The sequence below is a fragment of the Arthrobacter sp. STN4 genome (assembly GCF_024539665.1).
Taxonomy (GTDB): domain Bacteria; phylum Actinomycetota; class Actinomycetes; order Actinomycetales; family Micrococcaceae; genus Specibacter.
Genome location: NZ_JAKZGX010000001.1, coordinates 310732 through 337439, shown reverse-complemented (window position 1 = coordinate 337439; position 26708 = coordinate 310732). Strand labels below are relative to the sequence as shown.

Below are 26708 nucleotides of genomic sequence, written 5' to 3'. Positions count from 1 at the left end.
ACACCGCTACCTTCTACTCAATCGCAGAATTAATTGCGAAATATTTCGAAACCACGATGACGACCTTTTCAATGGAGACAAGATGGAACAAAATTTCGCTTCCCGCCGGTCCTTCCTATCCCTTGCGGTGGTGGCCCCCCTGGCTGCCTGGGGCCTGAGTGCCTGCGGCACCTCGGGGCCCGGAGGGGCGGCCGGCAGCGGCGCCACCATGTGGTCGCTCACCGGCCAGCCGAACGAAGGCATCCGCAAGAACACCATTGACGCCTTCAACAAGGCCAACCCGGACGAAACAATCAAACTGACGTTCTTCCAGAACGATGCCTACAAGACCAAGATCAAGACCGCGATCGGCGCCGGGCAGGCACCCACCATCATCTATGGCTGGGGCGGCGGCACGCTGAAATCGTACGCGGAAGCGGGACAGGTGGAGGACCTCACCAGCTGGTTTGAGGCCAACCCGGACGTAAAGGCGCGGCTTTTCCCATCCGCCTTCGGCGCCGCCACGGTTGACGGCAAGATCTACGCCATCCCCACGCAGACCGTCGCGCCCATCATCTTCTTCTACAACAAGGAACTCTTCGCCAAGGCCAATGTCCAGCCGCCGAAGACCTGGGCCGACCTCATGACCCTGGTCAAGACCTTCAACGGGATGGGGATCGCCCCGATCTCCCTGGGCGGCCAGTCCCGCTGGACGTCCATGATGTGGCTCGAGTTCATGTTCGACCGCGTGGGCGGCCCCGAAGTCTTCAACGACATCTTCGCCGGCAAGGCCAACGCCTGGTCCAACCCCGCCGCACTTGAGGCCCTGACCAAGATCCAGGAGCTGGTCTCCGCCAACGGCTTCATCAAGGGCTTCTCCTCCATCACCGCAGACAGCAACGCCGACCAGGCCCTTCTCTACACCGGCAAGGCCGCCATGATGCTCCATGGCGCCTGGACCTACGGGGGCATGAAGAACGACGGCGGCGGGTTTGTCCAGGCGGGAAAGCTCGGTTGGGTGGACTTCCCCACCGTGGAAGGCGGCAAAGGCGACCCCAAGGACACGGTGGGAAACCCTGCCAACTACCAGTCGATCTCCGCCAAGGCCAGCGCCGCCGAGAAGGAAACGGCCAAGAAGTTCTTCAAGGACGGGTTGTTCACCCCGGCCGAGATTGCCGCCTACATCAGCAACGGCGGCGTCCCGATTGTCACCGGGATCGAGGGCAAGCTGGCGGCCACCGACGACAAGGACTTCCTGACGTACGTCTACACGCAAAGCAAGGACGCCCCCCATTTCCAGCAGTCCTGGGACCAGGCCCTGAGCCCCACTGCCGCCGAGGCGCTGCTGAACAACATCGACCAGCTGTTCGTCAAGTCGATCACGCCGGAACAATTCGCCAGCAACATGAACGCGACACTGGGCAAATGAGCGTCCGGCCCATGGCTGCAGTGGCAACCACCCCGCCGGCGCGCCGCGGCGCCACCAAGGCCGGCCGCACCCCGCAGGCGGGCAAAGGGAAGACCGGGGCCCTGGCCTGGCTGGTCATTCCGGCGCTGGTCTTCTTCGTGGGCTTCGCCGTGCTCCCGCTCATCGGCGTGCTGGTGCTCAGCTTCACCAACTGGGACGGGATCGGCGCCATCTCGCCGGCAGGACTGGCCAACTGGTTCAGCATCTTCTCCGACCCGCTCATGTACAACGCCCTCTGGCTGACGTTCGTCATCATGGTGGTGTCCTGGCTGGTCCAAACCCCCATCAGCCTGCTGCTGGGCACCTTCACGGCGGGAAGCCAGAAATACCGGGCCGTGCTCGCCGTGCTGTACTTTCTGCCGCTCCTGCTCTCCTCCGCGGCGATCGCCATTGCCTACAAGGCGCTCCTGGACCCGAACTTCGGACTGGCTGAAGGCCTGCGCCTGCCGTTCCTGGCCCAGGACTGGCTGGGGCGGCCCGAGCTGGCCCTGGGCGTGGTGATCTTCGTGATTGCCTGGCAGTTCGTCCCGTTCCACACGCTCATTTACCAGGGGGGTGTCCGGCAAATCCCCAAATCCCTCTACGAAGCAGCCGAAATTGATGGCGCCGGGAGGGTCAAGCAGTTCTTTTTCATCACGGTCCCCCAACTGAAATACACCATCATCACCTCCTCCACCCTCATGGTGGTGGGTTCGCTCACGTACTTTGACCTGGTCTTCGTCCTCACCGGCGGCGGGCCCGGCAACTCCACGCGCATCCTGGCCCTGGACATGTACCTGAAGGGCTTCAAGGCCAACCTCATGGGTCCGGCGAGCGCCGTCGCCGTCATCCTGGTGGCGATCGGCCTGGCCCTGGCCTTGCTGTTGCAGCGGATCGGCGGCGAGGACAACTCCGGCAGCCAATTGGAAGGACTGTAACATGGCCAGTGTCTTGTCCAAGGCGGCCACGGCTGCACCGGCCCGCACCAGGCGGACGCCCCGCCGGGCCGGCTTGCGCCTTCGCCGGTTCAACGTCCCCGCGGGAGTGGCCGGCTGGCTGTGGCTGGCCGTCATCATCATCCCCATCTACTACGTCGTCATCACGAGCCTGAAAACCCAGGCAGGCTATTTCGGCCAGAACCCGCTGGCCGTGCCGACCTCGCCCACCCTGGAAAACTACAAGATGGTGCTGGCAGCGGACTTCGCCAGGTACTTTGTCAACAGCGCGCTCATCACCGTCGGCACCGTGGTCCCGTCCCTGGCGTTCTCCTTCATGGCCTCCTTTGCCATCGTCCGGGGGAGCGGCCGGTTCCTCAAAAGCGTCAATGCGCTGTTCCTGATGGGCCTTGCGATCCCGTTGCAGGCGGTGATCATCCCCATCTACCTGATGATCATCAAGATGCACCTTTACGACAGCCTGCTGGCGATCATCCTGCCGTCCATCGCCTTCGCCATCCCGCTCAGTGTGCTGATCATGGCCAACTTCATCCGCGACGTACCCAATGAACTTTTCGAATCCATGCGGCTGGACGGCTGCAGCGAATGGCAGACGCTGTGGCGCCTGGCCCTCCCCCTGACCAAGCCGGCCATCGTCACGGTGGCCATCTACAACGGCCTGGGTGTGTGGAACGGCTTCCTGCTCCCGCTGATCCTGACCCAAAGCCCGGAACTGCGCGTCCTGCCACTGGCGTTGTGGACATTCCAAGGTGAATACAGCGTCAACATCCCCGCCGTGCTGGCCTCCGTGGTGCTCACCACCCTGCCCATCCTGGTGCTCTACATTGTGGGCCGGCGCCAGCTGCTCTCCGGCCTGACCGCCGGCTTCAGCAAATAGCCGCCCCACCAGGCACCCCAACCCGAAGGAACCATTCCCATGGAAAAGCACTCTCCGCCCGCGCTGCGGGTGGGCATGGTGGGCTACGCCTTTATGGGCGCCGCCCACTCCCACGCCTGGCGCACGGCACACCGCTTTTTTGACCTGCCCATGACCCCGGAACTGGCGGCCGTCGCCGGCCGGAACAGGGACGCCGTCGAACACGCCGCGGAACGCATGGGCTGGGCGTCCGTTGAAACGGATTGGCGGGCGCTCATTGCACGCGACGACATCGACCTCATCGACATCTGCACCCCCGGCAACACGCACGCGGAAATCGCCATCGCCGCCCTCGAGGCAGGCAAGCACGTATTGTGCGAAAAGCCGCTGGCCAACAGCGTCGCTGAGGCGGAGGAGATGGCCGCCGTCGCGGACGCGGCGGCCCGGAACGGCGTGTTTGCCATGTGCGGCTATTCATACCGGCGCACGCCGGCGGTGGCCCAGATGAAGCGCATGGTCGACGACGGCCGGATCGGCACCGTCCGCCAGGTGCGCGCCCAGTACCTGCAGGACTGGCTGGCCGATCCCCACGCGCCCCTGACCTGGCGCCTGGAGAAGGACAAGTCCGGCTCCGGCGCCCTCGGCGACATCGGTGCACACAGCATAGATGCGGCCCGGTTCGTCACGGGCCTGAACATCACCGGCGTCTCGGCGCTCTTGGAAACGTTTACCAAAGAGCGGCCCGTGGGCGGCGAATTTGTGGGCCTCGGCGGCCACGGCGACGTCACCGCGGACACGCCCCGCGGCCCGGTCACCGTCGACGACGCCGCACTTTTCACGGCCAGGTTCGACGGCGGCGCGATCGGCGTGTTTGAAGCGACCCGCACCGCCCTGGGAAGGAAAAACGCCATGCGGCTGGAGGTCAACGGCACCCTCGGGTCCGTTGCGTTCGACTTTGAGGACATGAACTTCCTGCAGTTTTACGACGGCACCGATGCCGCAGACGCCCGCGGCTTCCACCGGATCATGGTCACCGAACCCGTCCACCCCTATGCGGGCAACTGGTGGCCCACGGGCCACGGACTCGGCTACGAACACGGCTTCACCCACCAGGTGGCAGACCTCGTGACAGCACTGGGCACGGGGACCACGCCCACGCCGTCGTTCTCCGACGCCCTCCAGGTCCAGCGCGTGCTGGCGGCCGTGGAGGAAAGTGCCGCGAACAACAGCACGTGGACAGCCACCCGACAGCACGCCATCACCGTGGAGGACGCACAATGACCCGGCCCATCACCTTGTTCACCGGCCAGTGGGCCGACCTCCCCTTTGAGGAAGTGGCCAGGCTGGCCGGCCAATGGGGCTACGACGGCCTCGAAATTGCCTGCTGGGGCGACCACCTGGACCCGTGGCGTGCCGTGGAGGACGATTCCTACCTGCGGGACAAACTGGACATCCTGGCCCGCAACAACCTGGCCGTCCATGCCATCTCCAACCATCTCAACGGCCAAGCCGTGTGCGACGATCCCATCGACGAGCGCCACGAGGGCATTGTGTCCGCCCGGGTGTGGGGCGACGGCAGCCCCGAAGGCGTGCGCCGGCGCGCCGCGGAGGAGCTGAAGATGACCGCACGGGCCGCGGCCCGGCTTGGCGCCGGGACCGTCACCGGCTTCACCGGCTCGGCCATCTGGAAATGCGTGGCCATGTTCCCGCCCGCCTCCGAAGCCATGATCGAGCGCGGCTACCAGGACTTCGCGGACCGGTGGAACCCCATCATCGACGTCTTTGACGAGGTGGGCGTGAAGTTTGCCCTGGAGGTCCACCCCTCGGAAATCGCCTACGACTACTGGACCGCCCAGCGCACCCTGGAGGCCATCGGCCACCGGGAAGGCTTCGGCCTGAACTTCGACCCGTCCCATTTCATCTGGCAGGACCTTGACCCTGCCGCGTTCCTGTACGACTTTGCCGACCGGATCTACCACGTCCATGTCAAGGAATCCGTCCGGCAGCTGGACGGGCGCAACGGCCGGCTCGGCTCCCACCTGCCGTGGGGCGATCCGCGCCGCGGCTGGGACTTCGTCACGGCCGGCCACGGGGACGTGCCCTGGGAGCGGATCTTCCGCATGCTCAACCACATCAACTACACCGGCCCCACCAGTATCGAATGGGAGGACGCCGGCATGGACCGGCTGGTGGGCGGCCCGCAGGGCCTGGCCCTGGTCCGCTCCCTGGCCGGGATCATCCCGCCGGCAGCAGCATTCGACGCCGCATTCGCCACCCGCTGACACCAAGCAAAGGACATCCACCCATGACAAGCACCAAAACCTCACTCGTGGTGCGCGGCGGCTGGGACGGCCACCAGCCGGTTGAGGCCACCGAACTTTTCATTCCGCACCTGGAAGCCAACGGGTACACGGTCCGGGTGGCGGAGGGCCCGGCCGTCTATGCCGACTCCGACTACATGAAAACCGTGGACCTCATCGTCCAGTGCAACACCATGAGCACCATTGAAAAGGAAGAATTTGAGGGCCTGCGTGCGGCCGTCGAGGCGGGCACCGGCCTGGCCGGCTGGCATGGCGGCATTGCCGATTCCTACCGCAACAACTCCGACTACCTGCACCTGATCGGCGGCCAGTTCGCCTGCCACCCGGGCAGGCACCCCGACGAGCGGACAGGGGAACAGCCGGACAACTACGTGCCGTACCGCGTGGACATGCTCCCGGCGGCGGCAGGCCATCCCATCACCGAAGGGATCGGCAGCTTTGAGCTCGTCACCGAGCAGTACTGGGTGCTTGCGGACAGCTACATCGACGTCCTCGCCACCACCACCCAAAAGGTGCGCGAGTGGGACCCGTGGCACCGCGAAGTCACCTCCCCCGCCATCTGGACGCGCGAATGGGGGCAGGGGCGCATCTTCGTCGCCACCCCCGGACACCAGGTGGACATCCTGGAAAACCCGAACGTCAAGACCATCATCGAAAGAGGCATGCTGTGGGCCAGCCGCTAAACACCCCCCTGAACATCGGAATCGTCGGCTGCGGCAACATCATTGTCCAGTACCTGGACACGCTCCCCTCGCTGGACGCCCTCCGGCTGGTGGCCGTGGCCGACCTTGACCCCGCACGGGCGCAGGCAGTGGCGGACGGGCTGCCCGGCGTGCGCGCCCTGGGTGTGCAGGAGCTGATTGCCGACCCCGGGGTGGAGCTGGTCCTGAACCTCACCATCCCCGCCGCCCACGCCGAGGTGGCGCTGGCCGCGATTGCCGCGGGCAAGCAAGTGTACGGGGAGAAGCCGCTGGCAGCCACCACGGAGGAGGCCCGGGCAGTACTGGCGGCCGCGGCCGCCGCCGGCGTCACGGTTGGCAGCGCCCCGGACACGGTGTTGGGCACCGGAACGCAAACCGCGCGCCGGGCCATCGACGACGGCCTGATCGGCAGGCCGATTTCCGCCACGGCCACCATGGTCACCCCAGGCCACGAGCGCTGGCACCCGAATCCCGACTTTTACTACGTTCCCGGCGGCGGCCCGCTGCTGGACATGGGCCCGTACTATGTTTCCGCCCTGGTCACGCTGCTGGGCCCGGTGAAATCGGTGATTGGTGCCGCCAGCCACACCCGAAACTCCCGCGTCATCGGCTCCGGCCCACGCGCCGGCGAGAGCGTCCCGGTCTCCACGGACACCCACGTCACAGGTGTCCTGGTCCATGAGTCCGGCGTGCTGTCCACGCTCGTCATGAGCTTTGACGCCGTCGCCACGCAGGCGGCGAACATTGAGGTCCACGGCGAAACGGGCTCGCTGGTGGTCCCCGATCCGAACCAATTTTCCGGCGCCGTCAAAATTCGCACCCTGGGATCCGAGGACTGGAAGGTCCTCCCCATCTCCGCCGGCTATGCGCAGTCCGCCCGCGGCATCGGCCTGCAGGACCTGGCCCTGACGCCCGACGGCGGGCAGCCGCGGGCCAGCGGCACGCTCGCCTTCCACGCCTTGGACATCATGGAGTCTGTGCTGCGCTCCGCCCGCTCGGGACGGGCCGTGGACGTTGGCAGCCGCTGCGGGCGTCCGGACCCCGTCCCGCTCACGCAACCGGCCGCCGCCGTCGGGTAGCGCACCCTGCGCCGCGTAGCCGGGGAGGAATCCCGGTCCCCGGCTACGCGGCGGAGGGGTCGGCCAAAAGTGGGGCGAAGGCAAGTTCGGCCGCGCCCACCATCATGAGGTCGGCCCCGAGGGCCGCCGGGCGGATGGCCACCTGCGCGGCGGGCTCCTCCAGTGCCTGCGCGGCAACGCCCGCCGCCAGTTCGCCCGGCGCCGCTGCATCAAGCGCGGCGAGGAAGCCGTCAAGGACAATGGCCTCCGGATTGAAAACATTGACCACGGTGCGCAGGGCAATCGCCAGAAAGCCGAGCTGCCTGCGCACCTCGGCGGCAACCAGGGGGTCCGTGCTGGCGCCCAGGGCGCCGGCCAGCTCGCCGGGCTCACCGGCGTCGAGCCCCAAGAGGTCCAGCAGCGGCGCGCGGCGCACCTCGGTCTGCAGGCACCCGAGGGCGCCGCAGTGGCACCTGGCCCCGTTGCTGCGCACCAGGGTGTGGCCAAACTCCCCCGCGAATCCGGACGCGCCGGCCAGCAGCCGGCCTTCGCTGATGATGCCGCCGCCAATGCCGCTGGCCCCGCCATTGAGGTAGACCGCGTTCCGGGAGCCGGCCGCGGCACCGAAGACCAGTTCCGCTTCGGCGGCCAGTGAAGCGTCGTTCGAAACGGCAGTGGGGTAGCCGCACGCGTCCGCGAGCAGTTCCGCCACGGGCTCGCCGTGCCAGCCCAGGTGGGGTGCGTGGCGGACCATGCCGTCGGCCGCGGTGACAAGGCCCGGGACGGCGACGCCGATCCCCACCACCCTGTAATCGGAGTCAAGCTCCCCGCGCATGCCCGCAATGACGGCCGCGGCAATGTTGACGGCCTCGGCGGCGGTGGGAATGCGTCCGGTGTTGTAGCGGATCTTCTTGATGACCCGTCCGCCCAGGCCCACCAGGCCGATCGTGACGGCGTCAACCTCCGGGTTCACCGCCAGCGCGGCCACGCCGGGGTTGGGCCGGACCTCGGGGCTGGGCCGGCCCACCTGCGTCCCGCCCGCCGGCGCGGACTCGAACACCAGCCCGTCGGCCACCAGCTGGCCTATCAGCACACCCACGGTGGAGCGGTTCAGCCCCGTCAGCCTGGTCAGCTGCGCGCGGCTGAGCATGCCGTGCTGGTGCACCAGCGTCAGCAGCCGCGACAGGCTGGTGGTCCGTTGATCCCCGGCGGGCGCGGCGATGCCCTCGGGCTCAATTGTCATGCCCCTATTTTGTCGCATGATCCGAGCTCACCCGGCAAAGACCGCCCGGTCCAGGAAACCGTTACGGAATTTCCCGGTCGGGTCCAGCCGTGCAGCGAGCACCTGAAAGTCCCCAAAACGGGGGTAGAGCGGTGCCAGCTCGGCAGCACGGGCATTGAAGGCCTTCCCCCAGTGCGGCCGGGCGGCAAACGGCGCCAGCGTTTCCTCCACCACGGCAACGGCCTTGTCCACGGCGGACTGGTCCTTGATCCATGTGAAGTGCAGGGCCACACTGTCGCGTTGGTAGGAGGCGCTCAGCCAGAGGTCGTCGGCGGCAACGGAGCGGATCTCCGTCACCTGGAGCACGGGGGAAATCTCCCCGGCCCGGGCGCGCAGGGCGTTGATGGCCGCCGGGGCGTCTTCCCGGGCCACCAGCCACTCGGACTGGATCTCGGCGCCGCTGCTGGGCAGGTAGTCCGCGCGAAAATGGGCCAGGCGGTCTTGCCACGTTCCGGCGGCCCCCAGCTGGGCGGTGCAGTTCACGGCCGCCATGCCGGGGACCGGATGGATGTTCGCCGTGGCTGCCTTGCCGCCGAGGAGCTGCGCGGGGAACTCCGTGGTGCGCCCGTCCCCCAGCCGCTGCTTGAACCACAGCTGGCCGACCTTCTCGCCGTGCCAGTCCGTGAACAGGCTCACCGAGTATGCCCGGCCGGTGACGGCGTCGTAGTCGGCAAGCACCTGGTCCCAGGCCACGTCAAGGTATACGTGTTGGGCAACCTCGAACGCCGGCTCGATCCCCACGGTCACTTCCGTGACAATGCCCAGCGCCCCGAGACCCACCACGTACCCGGCAAAGTCCGCCGTTTCCAGGCGGCCCACCGTGCGGACGTCCCCTGCGGCGTCGATGAAGCGAAGGCCGGCGACGGCGGACGCCAGGTTTCCGTTGCCGTCACCGGAGCCGTGGGTTCCCGTGGCGATGGCGCCGGCGACTGAAATGTGGGGCAGCGAGGCGAGGTTGTGGAGTGCAAAGCCGTGCCTGGCCAGTTCACTGGCCAGGATGCCGTACCGTGTCCCGCCGCTGACGGTTGCGGTCATCGCTGCAGCGTCGATGGTGATGTTGGGTGCCAGAGCGTCCAGGCACACCAGCTCCTCCGCATCGGCAAGGGCATTGAAGGAGTGGCGGGTTCCCAATGCACGCACGGACCCGGCCCCGGCCACCAGCGTCCGTAATTCGTCCTCACAACGCGGATGGTGCACCGCGGCGGCCCCGTACCGGTAGTTTCCCGCCCAATTCATTTCGGTGCTCTTCTGTCCCACGGGCATGTCAGTTTCCTTTGAAGTCCCATCATTTGCTGTTGAAGACAACATAACAGCCGCTAGGTATAAAAACCAGGGATCATTGGTCGCACATCTCCACATTTCGCAAACAAAAAATGGTTGACAAGGTCAAAGAATGACATAAGTATGGTTACACAACTTATTATTTCGTGAACCCCACCACACCTGGAGGCAACCATGGCCCTTGAACCGACACGCGACGACAAATTTTCCTTCGGCCTGTGGACCGTGGGCTGGGAGGCCCAGGACCAGTTCGGTTCTGCAACACGGCCCCGGCTGGACACCGTGGAGGCTGTCAACCGGCTCAACGACCTGGGGGCCTACGGCCTGACATTCCACGACAACGACCTGTTCCCGTTTGACGCCACCGCCGCCGAACGCCGGCACGAGATCGACCGCCTCAAGAATGCACTGGATTCCACCGGCATGATCGTGCCGATGGTGACCACCAACCTCTTCAGCCACCCGGTTTTCAAGGACGGCGGCTTCACCTCGAATGACCGCGGCGTGCGCCGCTTTGCCCTGCGCAAGGTGATGGACAACCTGGACCTTGCCGCCGAACTCGGTGCGGGCACCTTCGTCATGTGGGGCGGGCGCGAAGGCAGCGAATACGATGCAGCCAAGGACATCCGCGGCGCCCTGGAACGCTACCGCGAGGCCGTGAACCTGCTCGGCGACTACGTCACCGACAAGGGCTACAACATCCGCTTCGCCATCGAGCCCAAGCCGAACGAACCCCGCGGCGACATCCTCCTGCCCACGCTCGGCCATGCCCTGGCCTTCATTGAGACGCTCGAGCGCCCTGAACTTGTGGGCATCAACCCCGAGACCGGCCACGAGCAGATGGCCGGACTGAACTTCACCCACGGAATTGCCCAGGCCCTATACCAGGGCAAGCTGTTCCACATTGACCTGAACGGCCAGCGCAGCATCAAGTTCGACCAGGACCTGGTGTTCGGCCACGGCGACCTGCAAAACGCCTTTTCCCTCGTGGACCTGTTGGAAAACGGGGGCCCCGGCGGCGGACCTTCCTACACCGGCCCGCGCCACTTCGACTACAAGCCGTCCCGCACCGAAGACATCAACGGCGTCTGGGACTCGGCTGCCGCCAACATGCGCACCTACCTGCTGCTCAAGGAGCGCGCCGCCGCCTTCCGCGCCGACCCCGAGGTCCAGGCCGCCCTGGCCGCATCCCGCGTGGCTGAAATCAATGAACCCACCCTGGAACCGGGCGAAACGTGGGAGGCCCTGCGTGGGGACAGGTCCGCTTGTGAGGACTTTGATGCCGATGCCTACTTTGGCGGCAAGGGCTTCGGCTTCGTCAAGCTCCAGCAGCTGTTCATCGAGCACCTGCTCGGGGCACGGTAGCCATGGCGCTCGTTGCCGGGGTCGACTCCTCGACCCAAAGCTGCAAGGTCCTCATCGTCGACTCCGGCACCGGACGCACCATCCGTACAGGCCGCGCGCCCCATCCGCACGGAACGGAAGTCCATCCGTCCTTCTGGTGGGATGCCTTGCTTTCCGCCATCTCCGACGCCGGCGGGCTGGCTGATGTTTCCGCCATCTCCATCGCGGGGCAGCAGCACGGGATGGTCCTGCTGGATGCCGACGGCGTTGTCATCCGCGACGCACTGCTGTGGAACGACACCCGCTCCGCCGGGTCGGCCGACGCACTCGTGGCCGAACTGGGCGCGGCCGGGCTGGCCGACCGCAGCGGCTCCGTGCCCTTGGCGTCGTTCACCATCACCAAGCTCCGGTGGGTCCGGGACAATGAACCCGCCAACGCCGCGCGGGTGGCCGCCGTGGCCCTCCCCCACGACTGGTTGTCATGGCGGCTGCGTGGATATGGACCTACCGGGGAAAGCCCGCTCGGCCCTGATTTGGAACAGCTGGCCACTGACCGCTCTGATGCCAGCGGCACCGGCTACTGGTCGCCGCGCGGGGAAGCATACGACCTGGACTTGTTTGCAGCCGCCTTCGGCCGGCAGGCCCGCGAAGCCGGCTCGCCCGGTCTTGGCGCCGGGGCCGGCGGCCCGGCCGGCAGGCACGTGATCCTGCCCAGGGTGGCAGCGCCGTCGGACATCATTGGCACTGTCCACGCAGGCCAGGCGGGTGGCCGGAAAGTGGTCGTTGGCGCCGGTGCCGGCGACAATGCAGCCGGTGCACTGGGACTCGGCGCCACGGACGGGGACATGGTCATTTCCCTGGGCACCAGCGGGACCGTGTTTGCCTCAACTCCGGCAGCCGCCAACGATCCTTCGGGGACGGTGGCCGGCTTCGCCGACGCCGGCGGCCGGTTCCTGCCCATCGCCGTGACCCTGAATGCAGCCCGTGTCCTCAGCTCCGTGGCCGGCCTGCTGGGCACCACCCTGGACGGGTTGGCGGAGCTTGCCCTGGCCGCTCAGCCCGGCAGCGGCGGCGTCGTGCTGGTGCCGTATTTTGAGGGCGAGCGCACGCCGAACCTGCCCCTTGCCACGGCGAGCTTCCACGGACTGTCCATTGCCTCGACCACGCGGGAAAACATTGCCCGTGCCGCCATCGAGGGGATGCTGTGCGGGCTGGCGGACGGGCTCGACGCCGTTGCCGGGACCGGCGCGGCGGTGCAACGGCTGCTGCTCATTGGTGGTGCGGCACAAAGCGCGGCGGTGCAAGCGGTGGCGGGGCAGGTTTTCAGCACCCCCGTCACGGTGCCGGAACCCGGCGAATACGTGGCGCGCGGGGCGGCCGTCCAGGCGGCCTGGGCGTTGTCCGGAACGCGTCCCGGGTGGGATCTTGGAACGTTTGCGGCGCCCGTTACGGACCACAGGCCGGAGATTCGCGAGCAGTACGGCCGCGTTGCGGTTCGGTGCCGTTGACGCTGCAGCCTGCCGGGCACTCACGGCCGAAGCGGCCCTTCGGGAGGGGCCCTACGCCCCGTCCTGCTTGAGCATCTGCTCCACCGCTTCACACGCGCCGAGTCCGTGGGCCGGGGTTTCGGGCGCCTGGCAGGCCACGCGCCGCAGCAGGGTGCGGAACAGCTTGCGCTCGTCATCCTCCAGCGCCGCCAGGACCACGTCCTCCACCTGTCCCATGCTGCGCTGCAGTTCGGCAAGCACTTCCGCGCCCCGGGCGGTGGCCACCACGAGGCGGGCGCGGCGGTCGGCGGGGTTGAGCCGGCGCTCCACCAGCCCGGCCTTCACGAAGTCGTCAATCAGGTAGGTCATGACGGTGCGGTCGATCCCCAGGTGTTGGGCCAACGCCAGCTGGTTGGGCAGTTCGCCGCCCACCACGGCTACCAGGACCTGGTAGCCGCGGGCACCGTGCGGGAATCCGCCCATGACGGCGGCGGAGGAATTTTGGTAGTTGCGCACCAGCACGCCCAGCGTCCAGCCAAAGTCCTCCCGGGCACCTGGCGTCACTTCATGAAGGGCGGAACTGTTACTCATACCACCCATCATAAGGCACTACTGCGCTTTACAAAAGATCATATGAGAGTAAGATCGTCTGTATTACAACGTATATGGACGGAGCACAATGACCACCCAGCCACAGACCATCGGCATCCTCGGCGCCGGAAAGGTGGGCACCGGCGTCGCACGCCAGGCCCTGCTGGCCGGCTACCAGGTGTTGATCGCAGGCTCCGGCGACCCCAAGGAAATAGAACTGATCATCTCGGTAATGGCCCCCGGCGCCGTCGCAGTCTCCGCCGCCCAACTCATGGAACAGGCCGATCTCGTGGTGCTCGCCGTGCCGCTGCACAAGTTCCGCACCCTGGACCCGGCAGGGCTGGCGGGCAAGCATGTCATCGACACCATGAACTACTGGCGCGACACGAACGGTGATATGCCGGAGCTGGCGGATGCGCCGTCGAGCTCGGAAATGGTGCTCTCCCACCTCCCCGCAGCCCGCCTGGCCAAGGCCCTGAACCACATCGGCTACCACGAGCTGGAGCTGGATGCCCGCCCGGCCGGTGCACCCGACCGGCGCGCGCTGGCCGTCGCCACGGATGACGACGGCACCCGGGCCCTGGTGCTCGACTTCATCGAGCGGCTGGGCTTTGACGCCGTGGACGCCGGCCCGCTGGCCAACGGCACCGCATTGGAAACCGACACCCCGATCTTCACCGGCTCCTATGACCGGGCCGACCTGGAAGCCCAGTTGGCCGCGCACCTGGCGGGCGCCCCGGAGTTCGCCCCGGTGGGCTGAGGACCCTAGACCTTCGCCACCACGGCACTGACGGGCGTTTGGTTCGCGAACAGGTCCAGGACCGGGCAGCGGTCCGCGACCACGCGGGCCAGCTCCTCGTAGCGTTCCTGCGTTTCAGGGCCGGAGATGTTCACCTTGAGGCGGATGGCGGTGAATCCGGGACGCACGGATTCGTCAATGCCGAACAGTCCGCGGACGTCCAGGTCACCCTCGGCGTCGATCGTGAGTTCGTCAATCGCCAGGCCCAGCTGGTGGGCGTACAGCCTGTACACCACCACCTGGCAGGAAATGAGCGCGCCCAGCGCGTACTCCACGGGGCTGGCGGCTGCATCGTCCCCGGCCAGGCCGGCCGGTTCGTCGACGGTGAACTGGTGATTTCCGGCGCTGATCCGGGTGGCCACCGAACCCACTGCCACGCCCGCCGCCTTGTAGGTCAGCTTGGCATTACCGGCATCCTTCGCGATCCGCCCGGTCCAAAATTCACCGGCTTCGGAAAGCCTGCCGGCGCGGATCGAGTCAAGGTCGGTTGCGATGGTGGTTTCCGGCATGGAGTTCCCTTCGGAATGGCGGCGCGGCGCGCGTCGTGGACAGTGGCGCCCGGCCGTTCCCGCATGGCCGGGCCTTGTTGGGCTCAAGTCTGGCTGCCGCCTCCCGGCCGCCCCAAGGCTTTTGTCATCTCCCGCAACAATGACCGGGCGGGCCGGCGGCAGCGCCCGGTCCCGCACGCCGTTGCGGGCGCCCGTTCCTTATGCGCCGAATTCGCCTGCCGGTTTTGCGCATATGGCCATTCGGCTTCGCTTATGCGCCGAACCCGGACCGGGTTTGGCGCAGCTTGTCCACTGGCGCCAAACCCGCGGCCGGTTGTGCGCATAACAAAAGCGGCCCCAGCTTATGCGCCAAACCCGCCGCGGGTCTGGCGCATAATTGTTGCCGATGCCGGCGCAGGGCCGGGCCGTGCGCACGGTTGCCGGCGCTGCGGCCGCCCAAGAAAAGCAGCGCCGAGGTGGCCGTACGAACCGCCCGCGCCCGTCCCTTATGCGCCGAATTCGCCTGCCGGTTTTGCGCATATGGCCATCCGGCTTCCCTTATGCGCCGAACCCGGACCGGGTTTGGCGCAGCTTGTCCACTGGCGCCAAACCCGCGGCCGGTTGTGCGCATAACAAAAGCGGCCCCGGCTTATTCGCCAAACCCGCCGCGGGTCTTGCGCATAATTGTTGCCGACGCTGGCACATGGCCGGCCCCGGCCGTACGCGGAAATCATCGCACCCCATTCAAAATAGGATTGACCCATGACAGCAACACTCGTGGCCAAGGACCTTTCCGGCGGCCACGCCCACCGCACCCTGTTCAGCAACCTCAGTTTCACCGTCGCCCCGGGGGACGTCGTCGGCGTCGTCGGAGCCAACGGGGCCGGCAAGTCAACGCTCCTGCGGCTGCTGGCCGGCGCGGACAAGCCCCAGGCCGGCACCGTCAGCACGGCACCGCAGGACGCATTCATTGGCTGGCTTCCGCAGGAACACGAGCGCATTGCGGGGGAAACCGTTGCCGGCTACATCGGCCGCCGCACGGGCGCCACCGCAGCCACCGTGGAGATGGAAGGATCGGCCGAGGCTCTGGGCTCGGGCAGCGCCGCCGACGACCGCTACGCCACAGCCCTGGACCACTGGCTGGCCTGCGGCGCCGCCGACCTCGATGAACGCATCCCCGCCACGCTTGCCGAGCTGGGTCTGGACGTGGGACCGGATGCCCTGATGACGGGCCTGTCCGGCGGGCAGGCGGCCCGCGTGGCCCTGGCCGCGCTCCTGCTGAGCCGCTTCGACGTCGTGCTTCTGGACGAACCCACCAACGACCTCGACCTCGCCGGCCTCGCGCGCCTGGAGGAGTTCGTGAAAGGGCTCCGGGGCGGCGTGGTGCTGGTGTCCCACGACCGCGAGTTCCTTTCCCGCTGCGTCACCACGGTGGTGGAGCTGGACCTGGCCCAAAACAAGGTGGCCGTGTACGACGGCGGCTACGACGCGTTCCTTGAGGAGCGCGCCATCGCCCGGCGCCATGCCCGCGAGGCATACGACGAGTTTGCGGACAAGAAGGCGGACCTGGTGTCGCGCGCGCGGACGCAGCGGGAGTGGAGCTCCCAGGGCGTGCGCAACGCCATGAAGAAAAGCCCCGACAATGACAAGATCCGCCGCCGGGCCAGCATGGAATCGTCCGAGAAGCAGGCGCAGAAGGTGCGGCAGATGGAGTCGCGCATTGCCCGGCTGGACGAGGTGGAGGAACCGCGCAAGGAGTGGGCCCTGCAGTTCAGCATCGGAGCGGCGCCGCGATCCAGCTCGGTGGTGGCCACCCTGAACGCCGCGACCGTCCGCCAGGGCCCGTTCACACTGGGCCCGGTGTCGGCGCAGGTCACCGCCGGGGAACGCATCGGCATCACCGGCCCCAACGGCGCCGGGAAGTCCACACTGCTGCGGCTCCTGCTCGGCCGCACCGCCCCGGACGACGGCGGCGCCTCCCTGGGTGCCAGCGTCGCCATCGGTGAAATCGACCAGGCCCGCAGCCAGTTCCCCGAGTCCGAGCCGCTGGGGCCGGCGTTTGAAGCGCTGGTGCCTGAGCTGAACCAGGGCGAGGTGCGCACCCTGCTGGCCAAGTTCGGCCTGAAGGCGGACCAGGTGACCAGCAATGTGGGCGCCCTCTCCCCCGGCGAGCGGACCCGCGCGTCGCTGGCCCTGCTGCAGGCGCGCGGGGTGAACGTGCTGGTGCTGGACGAGCCGACAAACCACCTTGACCTGCCCGCGATCGAGCAGCTGGAGGAAGCCCTGGACAGCTATGACGGCACGCTCCTGCTCGTCTCGCACGACCGCCGGCTGCTGGAAAACGTCCGGCTGGATGCCCGCTGGGACGTCAACAACGGGACCGTCACCCAGCTCTGACCGTGGGCCATTGACATGCGGCGGATTCGGGCGCATTCTAAAAACATAAGTTCTGTTTTTAGATGGAGGAGTCATGGCAACGCATTCAATCCCCGCCCCCTCAACCGGATGGACCTCCCACGCATTGCAGCGTGCCAAGGCCGAGCCGGCCTACGGGGCCTTCCTGATGCTGTGGATCGGCTTCATTGCCATCCCGCTGATCATGGGCCTGGACAAGTTCTTCAACGTCCTGACCAACTGGGAAAGCTACCTGGCCCCGTGGATCGAGAACCTGTCCCCGTTCACCGCCCACGGCACCATGATGGTCATTGGGGTCATCGAGATCATCGCGGCCATCGCCGTCTTCCTGCGGCCCCGGTACGCGGCCTTTGTGGTCAGCATCTGGCTTGCCGGCATCATCGTCAACCTGCTCACCTACTCCGGTTTCTACGACGTCGCGCTGCGCGACTTCGGCCTGCTGGTGGCGGCGCTTGCCCTGGCCGTCCTGGCCCGGACCTATACCAAGCCCGGCATTCGGCACGGCGGCATGAAGTAGGCGCCATGTTGTAAGCCGGCGGCTGCCCCCGCCGCGCCACCCGGCGCCGCGGGGGCTGCCGCTGCTTTCAGGGGCCGCTGCTTTCAGGGGCCGCCGCTTCCAGGGAGGCGCCGGTTCCAGGGGCGCGCCGCCCTATTGCCTGACAGGCCACGGCGCGCAATGATGGGAAGTGGGCAGCAGGTGCCTGCCTACAATTTTCGGCCGGAGGCGTTCCCATGCTCCCCTTGAATGTCATTGATCTGGACACGCTTGTCACTGCCCTGGAAAACCAGTTCATGGACTACGACACATTTTTTTGGCTTGACCCCGCCACGGGCCGGATCGCACTGTGGGGCGAGGAGACCGCCGATGAGGCCGAGGCCGAGGGCTGGGACGTGGATGACCGCGGCGGCATCCGGATCGACACCGTCGATTCCTCCGAAGGCTTCCGGGACATGGAGGACTTCATTGCCCGCGTGAAGGAGCCGCAGTGCCGCGCCCGCCTGCAGCGGGCCATCGCCCACAGCAGCCCGTTCCGGCACTTCAAGGACGCCCTCTACAGCTTCCCGAAGCAGCAGACCGCCTGGTATGAATTCCATGACTGGATCATGAAGCAGCGTGCCATCCGGTGGCTGGCCTCCGTGGGCGTGGTGGACACCGGGGAGGCGGACGCCGCCATCGCCCGCCTTCGCGAAGCGACCTGAACCGGCGCCTCTACAGCAAAACGCGTAAGGGCACACCGGCCGGTGTGCCCTTACGCGTTTTGCCTGCCCCGTCCAGGGCTTGAAGCAGCCTAGGCTTCGACGATGATGACCGTGCAGACCGGCTTGCGTCGCAGCGAGCGGTCCGACCAGCGCAGCAGCGCCTCGGAGATCGCCTTTTCGGCGGCCGGGCCCGTCTTGTCCCCGCGCAGCCCGGCAATGGTCTTCTCGACAATTCCGGTGGCCTTGGCCAGTTCCTTTTCGGTGGGGTTGAAGCCCACCGGGAAGTACTCCGGGTCCTCTTCGATGCTGCCCGTGTCCGGGTTGACGATCAGCAGGACGGTAATGGCGCCGTCCTCGGCCAGCCGGAGGCGGTCCTGCAGGGACTCCTCCGTGGCGGCACCGGGGATCATGTTCTCCACGTAGACGTAGGCGGCCGGCACGCTGCCGCTGACCCGTGCCACGCCGTCCTTGAGGTCGATCGTGGTGCCGTCCTCCACAATCAGGGCGCGATTGGGGTCAACGCCGGTGCGCACGGCCAGCTCGGCGTTGGCCTTCAGGTGGCGGTATTCGCCGTGCACCGGCATGACGTTGCGCGGGCGCACCAGGTTGTAGCAGTACACGAGTTCGCCGGCGCTGGCGTGGCCGGAGACGTGCACCTTGGCGTTGCCCTTGTGGATGACGTTGGCGCCCTGCTTGGTCAGGTCGTTGATCAGGCGGTAGATCGAGGACTCGTTGCCGGGCACCAGCGAGCTGGCCAGCAGGACGGTGTCGCCCTCGGTCAGGTTGATCTGGTGGTCGCCGTTGGCCATGCGGGCCAGCGCGGCCATGGGCTCGCCCTGCGAACCGGTGCAGATGAGCACGGCCTTGGTGGGCGGCATCTTCTCAAGTTCCTTGGCGTCGACGAGCATGCCGCGCGGGATCTTCAGGTAGCCGAGTTCGCGCGCCGTGGTCATGTTGCGGACCATGGAGCGGCCCACGAAGGCGATCTTGCGGTTGTACTTGTGCGCGGAGTCGATGATCTGCTGGATGCGGTGGACGTGGCTGGCGAAGCTGGAGACCACCACGCGGCGCGGGGCCGTGCGCATGACGTTGTCGATGGCCGGGGCCAGGTCCGCCTCGGCGGCCAGGAAGCCCGGGACCTCGGCGTTGGTGGAGTCGGGCATGAACAGGTCCACGCCCTCCTCGCCCAGGCGGGCGAAGCCGGCCAGGTCGGTGATGCGCTTGTCCAGCGGGAACTGGTCCATCTTGAAGTCGCCGGTTTCCAGCACCAGGCCGGCGGGCGTGCGGATCGCGACGGCCAGGCCGTCCGGGATGGAGTGGTTCACGGCCAGGAATTCAATGTCGAAGGGACCGTAGGTGCGGCGGTCGCCTTCCTTGACCTGGACCAGCTTGGCCTTGATCCGGTGCTCTTCCAGCTTGGTCTTCAGGAACGCCAGCGTCAGCTTGGCGGAGATGACGGGGATGTCCCCGCGCTGCTTGAGCAGGTACGGCACGCCGCCAATGTGGTCTTCGTGGCCGTGCGTGAGCACCAGGCCCACCACGTCCTGCCAGCGGCCCTTGAGGTAGGAGAAATCGGGCAGGATGACGTCCACGCCCGGGTGGTTTTCTTCGGGAAAGAGCACGCCGCAGTCAACGATCAGCAGCTTGCCCCCGTATTCGAAGACGGTCATGTTGCGGCCGATCTCCCCCAGTCCGCCAAGGGCGACGATGCGCATGGCACCGTTGGCGAGGGCGGGCGGGGTCTGGCGGGCGGTTCTTCTCATGGGTTCCGTTCTCTGTCATGCGGGTCAACGGCAGACCGCACCGGTCGGTGCCGATGTGCTGCCTCTAAAGGTGCGACGGCGTGCGGCCTGGGCCTGCGCGGAGTCGCGAAAAAGTCTGGGGGACCGTGGTCCAGCCTTGATTTTACCACCGCGGCCGCAGATGGACGGGCCCGCGAGTCGGGCGCCGCCGCTAGGACCCGCTGCGGTAGCGGTTTTCGGGGCGGCCGGCGCCGTAGCGCGGTGTCAGGGTGGCCCGGCCGACGTCGACCAGGTGTTCGAGGTAGCGGCGGACGCCGACGCGGGACATGCCCACCCGCCCGGCCAGTTCGGCGGCGGAGACGTCGGTGCCGGCGGCCTGCAGCGCCAGGTGGACCCGCTGCAGCGTGGCCTCCGAGAGGCCCTTGGGCGGCGGCGCGTACCGCCCGGGCGTGCCGGCGATGAGGGCGTCGACGCTGCGCTGGTCCAGCAATTTGCCCCGGGAGGTCCGCCGCACGGTGTCGAACTGCCGGGCCACCTCGTCCAGGCGCTCAAACAGGGCAGACGCCATGAACGGCTTGACCAGGTAGTGGCGCACGCCCCGGGCCCGCGCCTGCCGCACGCTTTCCACGTCCCGCGCCGCCGTGACGGCAATGATTTCAAGGCTGCCGCGGAACGGCCCCAGCCGGTCCAGCACCGCCAGGCCGGGGAAGTCCGGCAGGTAAAAGTCAAGAAGCACGACGTCGGGCTTCAGTTCCGCAATGAGGCCCACCGCCTGCGCGCCCGAGTGGGCCTCCCCGACCACCGTGAAGCCCGCGTGCGCGGTGACAAATGCCCGGTTGATGAGTGCCACGCCGGGGTCGTCCTCCACGATGACCACCCGCAACTGGGCGCTCACGGGGTTCCTCCCGCGGAGGCCCCGGCCAGCCCGGCCGGTGCAATGTCCCCGCAGCCGGCGGGCAGGGTGACGGTGAACCTGGCGCCGCACGCTTCCCCTTTCGGCCCCGGGGTGCCGGCGGCCGGCAGGCCCCCGCCAATTTCCACGGTGCCGCCGTGCCGCGTGGCAATGCGCTTCACCAGCGTCAGGCCGATGCCGCGGCCGGTGGACACCGGGCCCGGCCGTGCGGCCTTGGACGTGTAGCCCGGGGTGAAGACCCGTTCCCGCAACGCCTGCGGGATGCCCTCACCGGAGTCGGCCACCGAGATGACAAACGTTCCGGCGCCGTTGGCGGCGGTGCGTTCATTGACGGAGATGGAGATCCGCCCGCCAGCCCCCGTGGCTTCGGCGGCATTGTCGAGCAGGTTGCCGATGATCGTGATCAGGTCCGCGCGCAGGATTTCCGCCGACGGCCGCGACGCGAGCACCGGCAGGGTGGAGTCCGGCTCGATGGTGGTGGTGATGCCGCGTTCCTCCGCACGGGCCTGCTTCATCAGGAGCAGGGCCGCGACTTCCAGTTCCTGGATGCCCGTGCGCCCCGTCACCCCGGACAGTGTTCCGCCGCTGCGTTCGTGCGCGATGAAGGAGACGGCCTGTTCCACGCGTCCGAGTTCAAGCAGGCCGGAGATCACGTGCAGCTTGTTGGCAAAACCGTGGGCCTGGGCGCGCAGCCCGTCGGCCACGCCCTGCACGCCGTCGAGGTCGCGAAGGAGGGTGTGCAGTTCCGTGTTGTCCCGCAGGATGAGGATGGAGCCGATGGCGCGGCCGCTGATCCGGGCGATGTCGCGGCGCACCAGCAGCACCCGTTCCCCGGCGAGCACCAGGGACTGTTCCGCATCGCCGGAATCCAGGAGCCGCACCAGGTCCGCGTCGAGTGAGTCCAGGGCATGCGTTCCCACCAGCTCCCGGCCGTTGGGCAGGGACAGCAGGCGCACGGCGGCATCGTTGATGAGCGCGATGCGGCCGCGGTCGTCCACGGCGACAACGCCTTCGCGCACGCCGTGCAGGATGGCCTCCCTTTCTTCGAGCAGGCCGGCAATCTGTTCAGGTTCCAGGCCAAAGATGCGCTTCCGGATCACCAGCGTCACCCACGCGGCCCCAATGACGCCGAGCACCGCGGCAATCCCGATGGTGAGGAACAGCCAGCCGGAATTTGCCAGGTACTGGGCACGCAGGTCCGATTCCAGCACGCCCACCGAAACCGCGCCGATGACGGCGTGTCGGGCGTCGAAGATGGGCACCTTGACACGCCAGGACCGCCCCAGCGTGCCGGTCTGCGTGCCCACATACACATCGCCCGAAAGCACCCCGCCGGGGTCGGTGGAGACGTGTCCGCCAATTTTCCCGGGGTCGGGGTGCGAGTAGCGGATGCCGTCCTTGTTCATCACCACGGCGTAGGCAATCCCGGAGGATTTGCTGACCAGTTCGGCAACGGGCTGGATGGTTGCGCTGGGATCGGCGTCGTCGAACGCATCAATGACCACCGGCATGGTCGACACCGACTGGGCGACGCCGATCATCCGGTCGCGGTAGTTGTCCCTGAGCTGGTGTTCCTGCAAAAAACTGGCGACGGCGCCGGTCCCGACCACGGTGACGAGCACAATCACGACCTGCAGCATCAGGAGCTGGGCCCGCAGGGTCATCCGTCGTCGCATGCCCTTATTTTGCCAGAGGCGCCCGGGCGCGCGTTCAGGCGCGCGCCGGTTCATCGTCCCCGTCCTCCTCCGCGCTTTGGGCATGCCCGACGGCGGCCCCGGACCAGGCTCCCCCGGCCAGCATGATGCCGGTCGCCACAAAGACGTCGGCTGCCCCGGTGGCGGCCGAGAGCGCGCCCAGCAGGGAGGGCAGGACCGTCTGGCCCAGCCGGTTGCTGGCCAGGCGCAGCGACATCGCCAGCCCGCGCGTGCCCGGCGTTGCCAGTTCGGCAATCCAGGACATGGTGATGGGCTGGCAGGTGCCGATGGCGAACCCGTACACGGCCGCGAGCGCCAGCAGCACGGCGATGTGCAGCGGCAGCGCAAACAGGAGCAGCGCAGCAGCGGAGACCCCGATGGTCCACACCATGAGCCGGCGCCGACCCAGCAGCCGGACCATGGGACCCAGGAACAGCCGGGAGAACATGGAGAACATGGACCTGGCCACCAGCATGGCGCTGACCACGACGGCGGCGATCCCGCGCTGGTGCCCCAGGGCCGGCAGGTAGGCCAGGAACAGGTCCACCGAGGCCAGCACCAGGCTGCCCGCCACGAGGGCCCGGACCAGGCCCGGCGTGCGGAGCAGGCCTGCGGCGGCGGGAAGCATGCGCACCCGCTCCCCCGCGGCGGCAGCGTGCCGCACCGAACCGGGGACGAGGAAGGAGATGCCCAGCAGAACGGCGCCCAATGCCCCGCACACCACGAAGATGACGGCCACAGGTGGTGTCTCGGGCGTGCCGCCCGGCAGCGCCAGCAGGAGCGGGCCGATGGTTTGGCCCAGCGCCGAGGCAAAGGTGAAGTGCCCGAACTTGGAGTCGTACTGCCCCCGGCTGGTGGTGTTGGCGACAATGGCCTGTTCGCCGATCACCGAGAGCAGGTGGCCGATGCCCAGGAACATGGTGGCCAGCAGCAGCACGCCCACCGAGCCGCCGCCGAAGATCGCCAGGAGTGCCGCCATGACCAGGGCGGCCGCACCGGCGAGCAGGGAGGCGCGTTCGCCGGTGCGGTCGATGACGTGGCCTGCCGGCAGGGCAAGGATCAGCGCCGGCACGGCAAACGCGGCAACCACCACGCCCAAAAGGGCCTGGGAGCCGCCCACGTCCAACACTGCGTAGGACACGGTCGGACGCATGGCGAAGGTGATGGCCTGGAGGACCACGGCGTGCGCCAGCAAATACATGGCTGCGTGCGGGCGTCCCGTCGCCTTCCCCATCGTCATTCCCCTCACGCCCGGCAGCTCACGAGGCGACCGTCATCAGTTCCTGCGCCTCGGCCGAGGGAACGCTGGCGCCGGCGTAGAGGAGCGCGTCGGCGGCGTCGAACACGAGCCGCACCTCGCCGTCGAGGTTGCCGGCGGGCGAGATCACCTGGACCACGTTGGTGCCCAGCTTCAGGCCGTACTCGTAGCGGGAGCCCACATAGGAACGGGTGAGCACCGTGGTGTCGAGCACGTTCGAGCCGCCGGCGGTGTCCGTGGCCGTCGTGACGGCCAGGCGTTCGGGCCGGATGGCCACCGTCACGGGTTCGCCCGGGTTCAGGGCCAGGGTGCTGGCCACCTTGACAACATGTCCGGTGTTTTCCAGGCGGACGTGGGCGATCCCGCCGCGCGTTTCCTCCAGTGTTCCGGTGAAGAAGTTGCAGCTGCCCACGAAGGCGGCGACGGCGGCGGTGGCCGGTTTTTCGTAAATCTCCGCCGGCGTGCCGATCTGGGTCATGTTGCCCTCAAACATGACCGCGATCCGGTCGCTGAGGGACAGCGCCTCGTCCTGGTCGTGCGTGACGTAGACGGTGGTGATGCCCAGCTCCACCTGCAGGCGCTTGAGCCACGCCCGGGACTGTTCGCGCAGCTTGGCGTCCAGGTTGGACAGCGGCTCGTCCAGCAGCAGGACCGACGGCGAGTAGACGAGTGCGCGGGCCAGCGCCACGCGCTGCTGCTGGCCGCCGGAGAGCTGGTGGGGGTAGCGGTCCTTGAGGTGGGCCAGGCCCACCGTGTCCAGCGCCTCGTGGATGCGGGCCGCCTTTTCCTCCCTGGAGGCCTTGCGGATGGCCAGCGGCATCACCAGGTTGGCCTCCACCGTCATGTGCGGCCAGAGGGCGTAGGACTGGAAGACCATTCCGAGGTTGCGTTCCTCGGTGGGCACGTGGAGCCTGGCGGCCGAGTCGACAAACGGCACGCCGCCGACGGTGATGGCGCCGGAGGTGGGCGACTCGAGCCCGGCAACGCAGTTGAGGGTGGTGGACTTCCCGCAGCCGCTGGGGCCCAGGAGCGTGAAGAACTCACCCTCCCTGATGGTGAAATTGATGTCGTTCAGGACGGTGACGTCGCCAAACCTTTTGTGCAGACCTGAGACGTGTACTTCAGGCATCGGTGTGTCCCTTCATGAACAGGTTCGCCACGGCGACGAACACGGCGGTGATGGCAATTTGGATGGTGGCCAGAGCGGCAACGGAGCCGGTGTTGCCCTGGACCCAGAGGTCGAGCATGGTGGTGCCGATGACGCCGGTGTTGGCGGAGGACAGGAACAGCGCGGCGGAGTATTCCTTCATCATGGTCACGAACACCAGGATCAGCGCCCCCACGAAGGCGGGCCGCAGCAGGGTGCGCAGGATGCGGAAGAACGCGCCGAACCAGTCCGCGCCCGAGGTGCGGGCCGCGTCGTCGAGCTCGCGGCCGATCTGCATGATGGCCGGGGCGATGGACCCGAAGGCCGTGGGCAGCGCACGCAGGCCGAAGGCGATGATGACGGCCATCAGCGTCCCCTGGATCCAGCCCCCGCCGGGCGTGAGGGCAAAGGCCCAGAAGAAGCCGATGCCGACGATGATGCCCGGCATGGCCTGGGGGGCGAGCGCCAGGTATTCAACACTGCGGGCAAACCTGAACGGCGAGCGCCGGGCAACCAGGACCCCCAGCAGTGCCAGGACGCTGACCAGCACCGCGCCCACGGCCGCCACGGTGACGCTGTTGGTGATGGACTGGACGTAGACCGGGAAGGTGAAGACGCGCCGGTAGTTCGACAGCGTCAACGTGTCCAGGGGGTTTTGCAGCGGGGTGAAGATCATGGTGAAGGACCGGAAGACCAGGCCCAGGATGGGCAGCAGGGCGCCAAAGATGATGTAGATGACGATGGCAACGGCGGCAATCCAGCGGACCCAGCCCAGGTCAAGGAGGCGCGGGCGGGTGGCCTTGCCGCGGACGGAAATGAACCGCTGGGCGTTCTTGAGCACCTTCGCCTGGATGGCCACGGTGCCGATGGTCACGGCCAGGATCAGCGTCGAGGCCGCCCCCAGGATGCCATAGTCCGGCTGGATGGACTGCAGCCCGTTGGTGTACAGGAAGGTCGAGAACACCTCGATGCGCACCGGCGTGCCGTAAAGCAGGGGCACGCTGAGCGTTTCCAGCGACATGCTGAAGATGAGGATGGAGCTGTAGACGATGGGCGGGCGCAGCATGGGCACCACCACCTGGAAAAGGATGCGGACCGGGCCGGCCCCGCAGACGCGGGCGGCGCTCTCCAGCGAGGCATCGGACTGCCGCAGCGCGTTGGCGCAGAAAACGTAGGCGATGGGGGCCAGCCCCACGGCCTCGGTGACGGCCATGCCGCCCAGCGAATACAGGTTCCACGGCACAAATCCGAGGAGCTCGCGCAGCTGGACGCTGATGAAGCCGGCCGGGCCGTACAGGGTGATCCAGCCGAACCCGAGGATGAGCGAGGAGATGAAGAAGGGCCACTGCATCGACAGGCCCAGGATCCGCCCGAACGGCAGGCGGGTGCGGACCACCAGCACCGCCATCGGAATGGCGATCACCAGCGTCAGCACCGTGGTTCCGATGGCGAAGATGGCGGTGTTGACGACCACTTGGCCGAAGCCGGCGTCCGTGAACAGCTTGACGTAGTTGCCGGCTGTCAGGATCCCGCCGGCCTCGTACAGCGGGCGGTCGCGGAAGGACTGGCAGAAAATCGGGACGATCGGGGCGACCACAAAGATGGCCAAGAGGATGAAGATGCCGTACTGCACGATCTGCCCCCGGCCGACGCCGAAGACCCGGGGGTACTTCGGCGCCGGCAGGGCGGACCGGCCGGCCGGCGCGTGGACTGCACGTTCCGTGCGGGTGGTGGTCATTGCTAAGCCTG

General features: G+C 67.6%; 23 protein-coding genes. 13 read left to right on the top strand and 10 right to left on the bottom strand.

The features are described 5' to 3' along the window. Positions 1-82 precede the first annotated feature (82 nt). Genes MMF96_RS01630 through MMF96_RS01600 form a run of 7 tightly spaced genes read left to right on the top strand, consistent with a single transcriptional unit; the run spans position 83 to position 7339 of the window. On the top strand, positions 83-1408 hold the full coding sequence (locus MMF96_RS01630; RefSeq protein ID WP_256882316.1) for an extracellular solute-binding protein: 1326 nt from the start codon (positions 83-85) through the stop codon (positions 1406-1408). Positions 1409-1419: 11 nt separating this feature from the next. Beyond that, complete coding sequence (locus tag MMF96_RS01625; protein ID WP_256882400.1) at positions 1420-2364, top strand: carbohydrate ABC transporter permease; 945 nt, start codon at positions 1420-1422, stop codon at positions 2362-2364. Position 2365: 1 nt separating this feature from the next. Further along, complete coding sequence (locus tag MMF96_RS01620) at positions 2366-3259, top strand: carbohydrate ABC transporter permease (protein WP_256882315.1); 894 nt, start codon at positions 2366-2368, stop codon at positions 3257-3259. Between the two features lie 39 nt (positions 3260-3298). After that, positions 3299-4519 (top strand): Gfo/Idh/MocA family protein, encoded by a 1221-nt coding sequence (locus MMF96_RS01615; protein ID WP_256882314.1) that lies wholly within the window; start codon positions 3299-3301, stop codon positions 4517-4519. Next, positions 4516-5520, top strand: coding sequence for a sugar phosphate isomerase/epimerase (locus tag MMF96_RS01610; protein WP_256882313.1), 1005 nt, complete (start codon positions 4516-4518; stop codon positions 5518-5520). Before MMF96_RS01615 ends, MMF96_RS01610 begins: the two co-directional genes overlap by 4 nt. A gap of 23 nt (positions 5521-5543) precedes the next feature. Beyond that, a complete protein-coding gene (locus MMF96_RS01605) occupies positions 5544-6242 on the top strand; it encodes a ThuA domain-containing protein (protein WP_256882312.1) in 699 nt (232 codons plus the stop codon). Further along, the gene (locus tag MMF96_RS01600) at positions 6227-7339 is read left to right on the top strand and encodes a Gfo/Idh/MocA family protein (protein WP_256882311.1); all 1113 of its coding nucleotides are present in this window, start codon (positions 6227-6229) and stop codon (positions 7337-7339) included. Before MMF96_RS01605 ends, MMF96_RS01600 begins: the two co-directional genes overlap by 16 nt. Before the next feature lie 43 nt (positions 7340-7382). Here the strand turns inward: MMF96_RS01600 and MMF96_RS01595 are convergent, their stop codons facing one another. Beyond that, complete coding sequence (locus MMF96_RS01595) at positions 7383-8561, bottom strand: ROK family transcriptional regulator (RefSeq protein ID WP_256882310.1); 1179 nt, start codon at positions 8559-8561, stop codon at positions 7383-7385. 27 nt (positions 8562-8588) lie between these two features. Beyond that, entirely contained in the window at positions 8589-9863 is a 1275-nt protein-coding gene (locus MMF96_RS01590) for a D-arabinono-1,4-lactone oxidase (RefSeq protein ID WP_256882309.1), read from the bottom strand. Positions 9864-10055: 192 nt separating this feature from the next. Between MMF96_RS01590 and xylA the strand changes: the two genes are divergently transcribed. Then, entirely contained in the window at positions 10056-11246 is a 1191-nt protein-coding gene (gene xylA / locus MMF96_RS01585) for a xylose isomerase (protein ID WP_256882308.1), read from the top strand. A 2-nt stretch (positions 11247-11248) separates the two neighbouring features. Next, positions 11249-12733: an FGGY family carbohydrate kinase gene (locus MMF96_RS01580; protein WP_256882307.1), complete on the top strand. Its 1485-nt coding sequence runs from the start codon at positions 11249-11251 to the stop codon at positions 12731-12733. 51 nt (positions 12734-12784) lie between these two features. Here MMF96_RS01580 and MMF96_RS01575 read toward each other — a convergent pair whose 3' ends face one another. Further along, a complete protein-coding gene (locus tag MMF96_RS01575) occupies positions 12785-13303 on the bottom strand; it encodes a MarR family winged helix-turn-helix transcriptional regulator (RefSeq protein ID WP_256882306.1) in 519 nt (172 codons plus the stop codon). Positions 13304-13391: 88 nt separating this feature from the next. On the opposite strand from MMF96_RS01575, the gene MMF96_RS01570 reads away from it, so the two are divergent. After that, positions 13392-14063, top strand: a complete 672-nt coding sequence (locus MMF96_RS01570; protein WP_256882305.1) for an NADPH-dependent F420 reductase — start codon at positions 13392-13394, stop codon at positions 14061-14063. A 5-nt stretch (positions 14064-14068) separates the two neighbouring features. Here MMF96_RS01570 and MMF96_RS01565 read toward each other — a convergent pair whose 3' ends face one another. After that, a complete protein-coding gene (locus MMF96_RS01565; protein ID WP_176615232.1) occupies positions 14069-14611 on the bottom strand; it encodes an OsmC family protein in 543 nt (180 codons plus the stop codon). A 741-nt stretch (positions 14612-15352) separates the two neighbouring features. Between MMF96_RS01565 and MMF96_RS01560 the strand changes: the two genes are divergently transcribed. The 3 genes from MMF96_RS01560 to MMF96_RS01550 all read left to right on the top strand — a co-directional run bounded on the left by MMF96_RS01560 (position 15353) and on the right by MMF96_RS01550 (position 18205). After that, positions 15353-16987 (top strand): ABC-F family ATP-binding cassette domain-containing protein, encoded by a 1635-nt coding sequence (locus tag MMF96_RS01560; protein WP_256882304.1) that lies wholly within the window; start codon positions 15353-15355, stop codon positions 16985-16987. Positions 16988-17060: 73 nt separating this feature from the next. Continuing rightward, complete coding sequence (locus MMF96_RS01555; protein ID WP_176615234.1) at positions 17061-17522, top strand: hypothetical protein; 462 nt, start codon at positions 17061-17063, stop codon at positions 17520-17522. Between the two features lie 215 nt (positions 17523-17737). Continuing rightward, complete coding sequence (locus MMF96_RS01550; RefSeq protein ID WP_176615235.1) at positions 17738-18205, top strand: UPF0158 family protein; 468 nt, start codon at positions 17738-17740, stop codon at positions 18203-18205. Positions 18206-18294: 89 nt separating this feature from the next. Here the strand turns inward: MMF96_RS01550 and MMF96_RS01545 are convergent, their stop codons facing one another. The 6 genes from MMF96_RS01545 to MMF96_RS01520 form a co-directional block, all read right to left on the bottom strand. Continuing rightward, a complete protein-coding gene (locus MMF96_RS01545; RefSeq protein WP_256127649.1) occupies positions 18295-19968 on the bottom strand; it encodes a ribonuclease J in 1674 nt (557 codons plus the stop codon). A 190-nt stretch (positions 19969-20158) separates the two neighbouring features. Next, positions 20159-20842, bottom strand: coding sequence for a response regulator (locus tag MMF96_RS01540; RefSeq protein WP_256882303.1), 684 nt, complete (start codon positions 20840-20842; stop codon positions 20159-20161). Then, entirely contained in the window at positions 20839-22536 is a 1698-nt protein-coding gene (locus MMF96_RS01535; protein WP_256882302.1) for a sensor histidine kinase, read from the bottom strand. The genes MMF96_RS01540 and MMF96_RS01535 overlap by 4 nt, the downstream gene beginning before the upstream one ends. Positions 22537-22570: 34 nt before the next feature. Next, the gene (locus tag MMF96_RS01530; RefSeq protein WP_256882399.1) at positions 22571-23794 is read right to left on the bottom strand and encodes an MFS transporter; all 1224 of its coding nucleotides are present in this window, start codon (positions 23792-23794) and stop codon (positions 22571-22573) included. A 19-nt stretch (positions 23795-23813) separates the two neighbouring features. Continuing rightward, on the bottom strand, positions 23814-24941 hold the full coding sequence (locus MMF96_RS01525) for an ABC transporter ATP-binding protein (RefSeq protein ID WP_176615238.1): 1128 nt from the start codon (positions 24939-24941) through the stop codon (positions 23814-23816). Beyond that, positions 24934-26697 (bottom strand): iron ABC transporter permease, encoded by a 1764-nt coding sequence (locus MMF96_RS01520; protein ID WP_176615239.1) that lies wholly within the window; start codon positions 26695-26697, stop codon positions 24934-24936. Before MMF96_RS01520 ends, MMF96_RS01525 begins: the two co-directional genes overlap by 8 nt. Positions 26698-26708 lie beyond the last annotated feature (11 nt).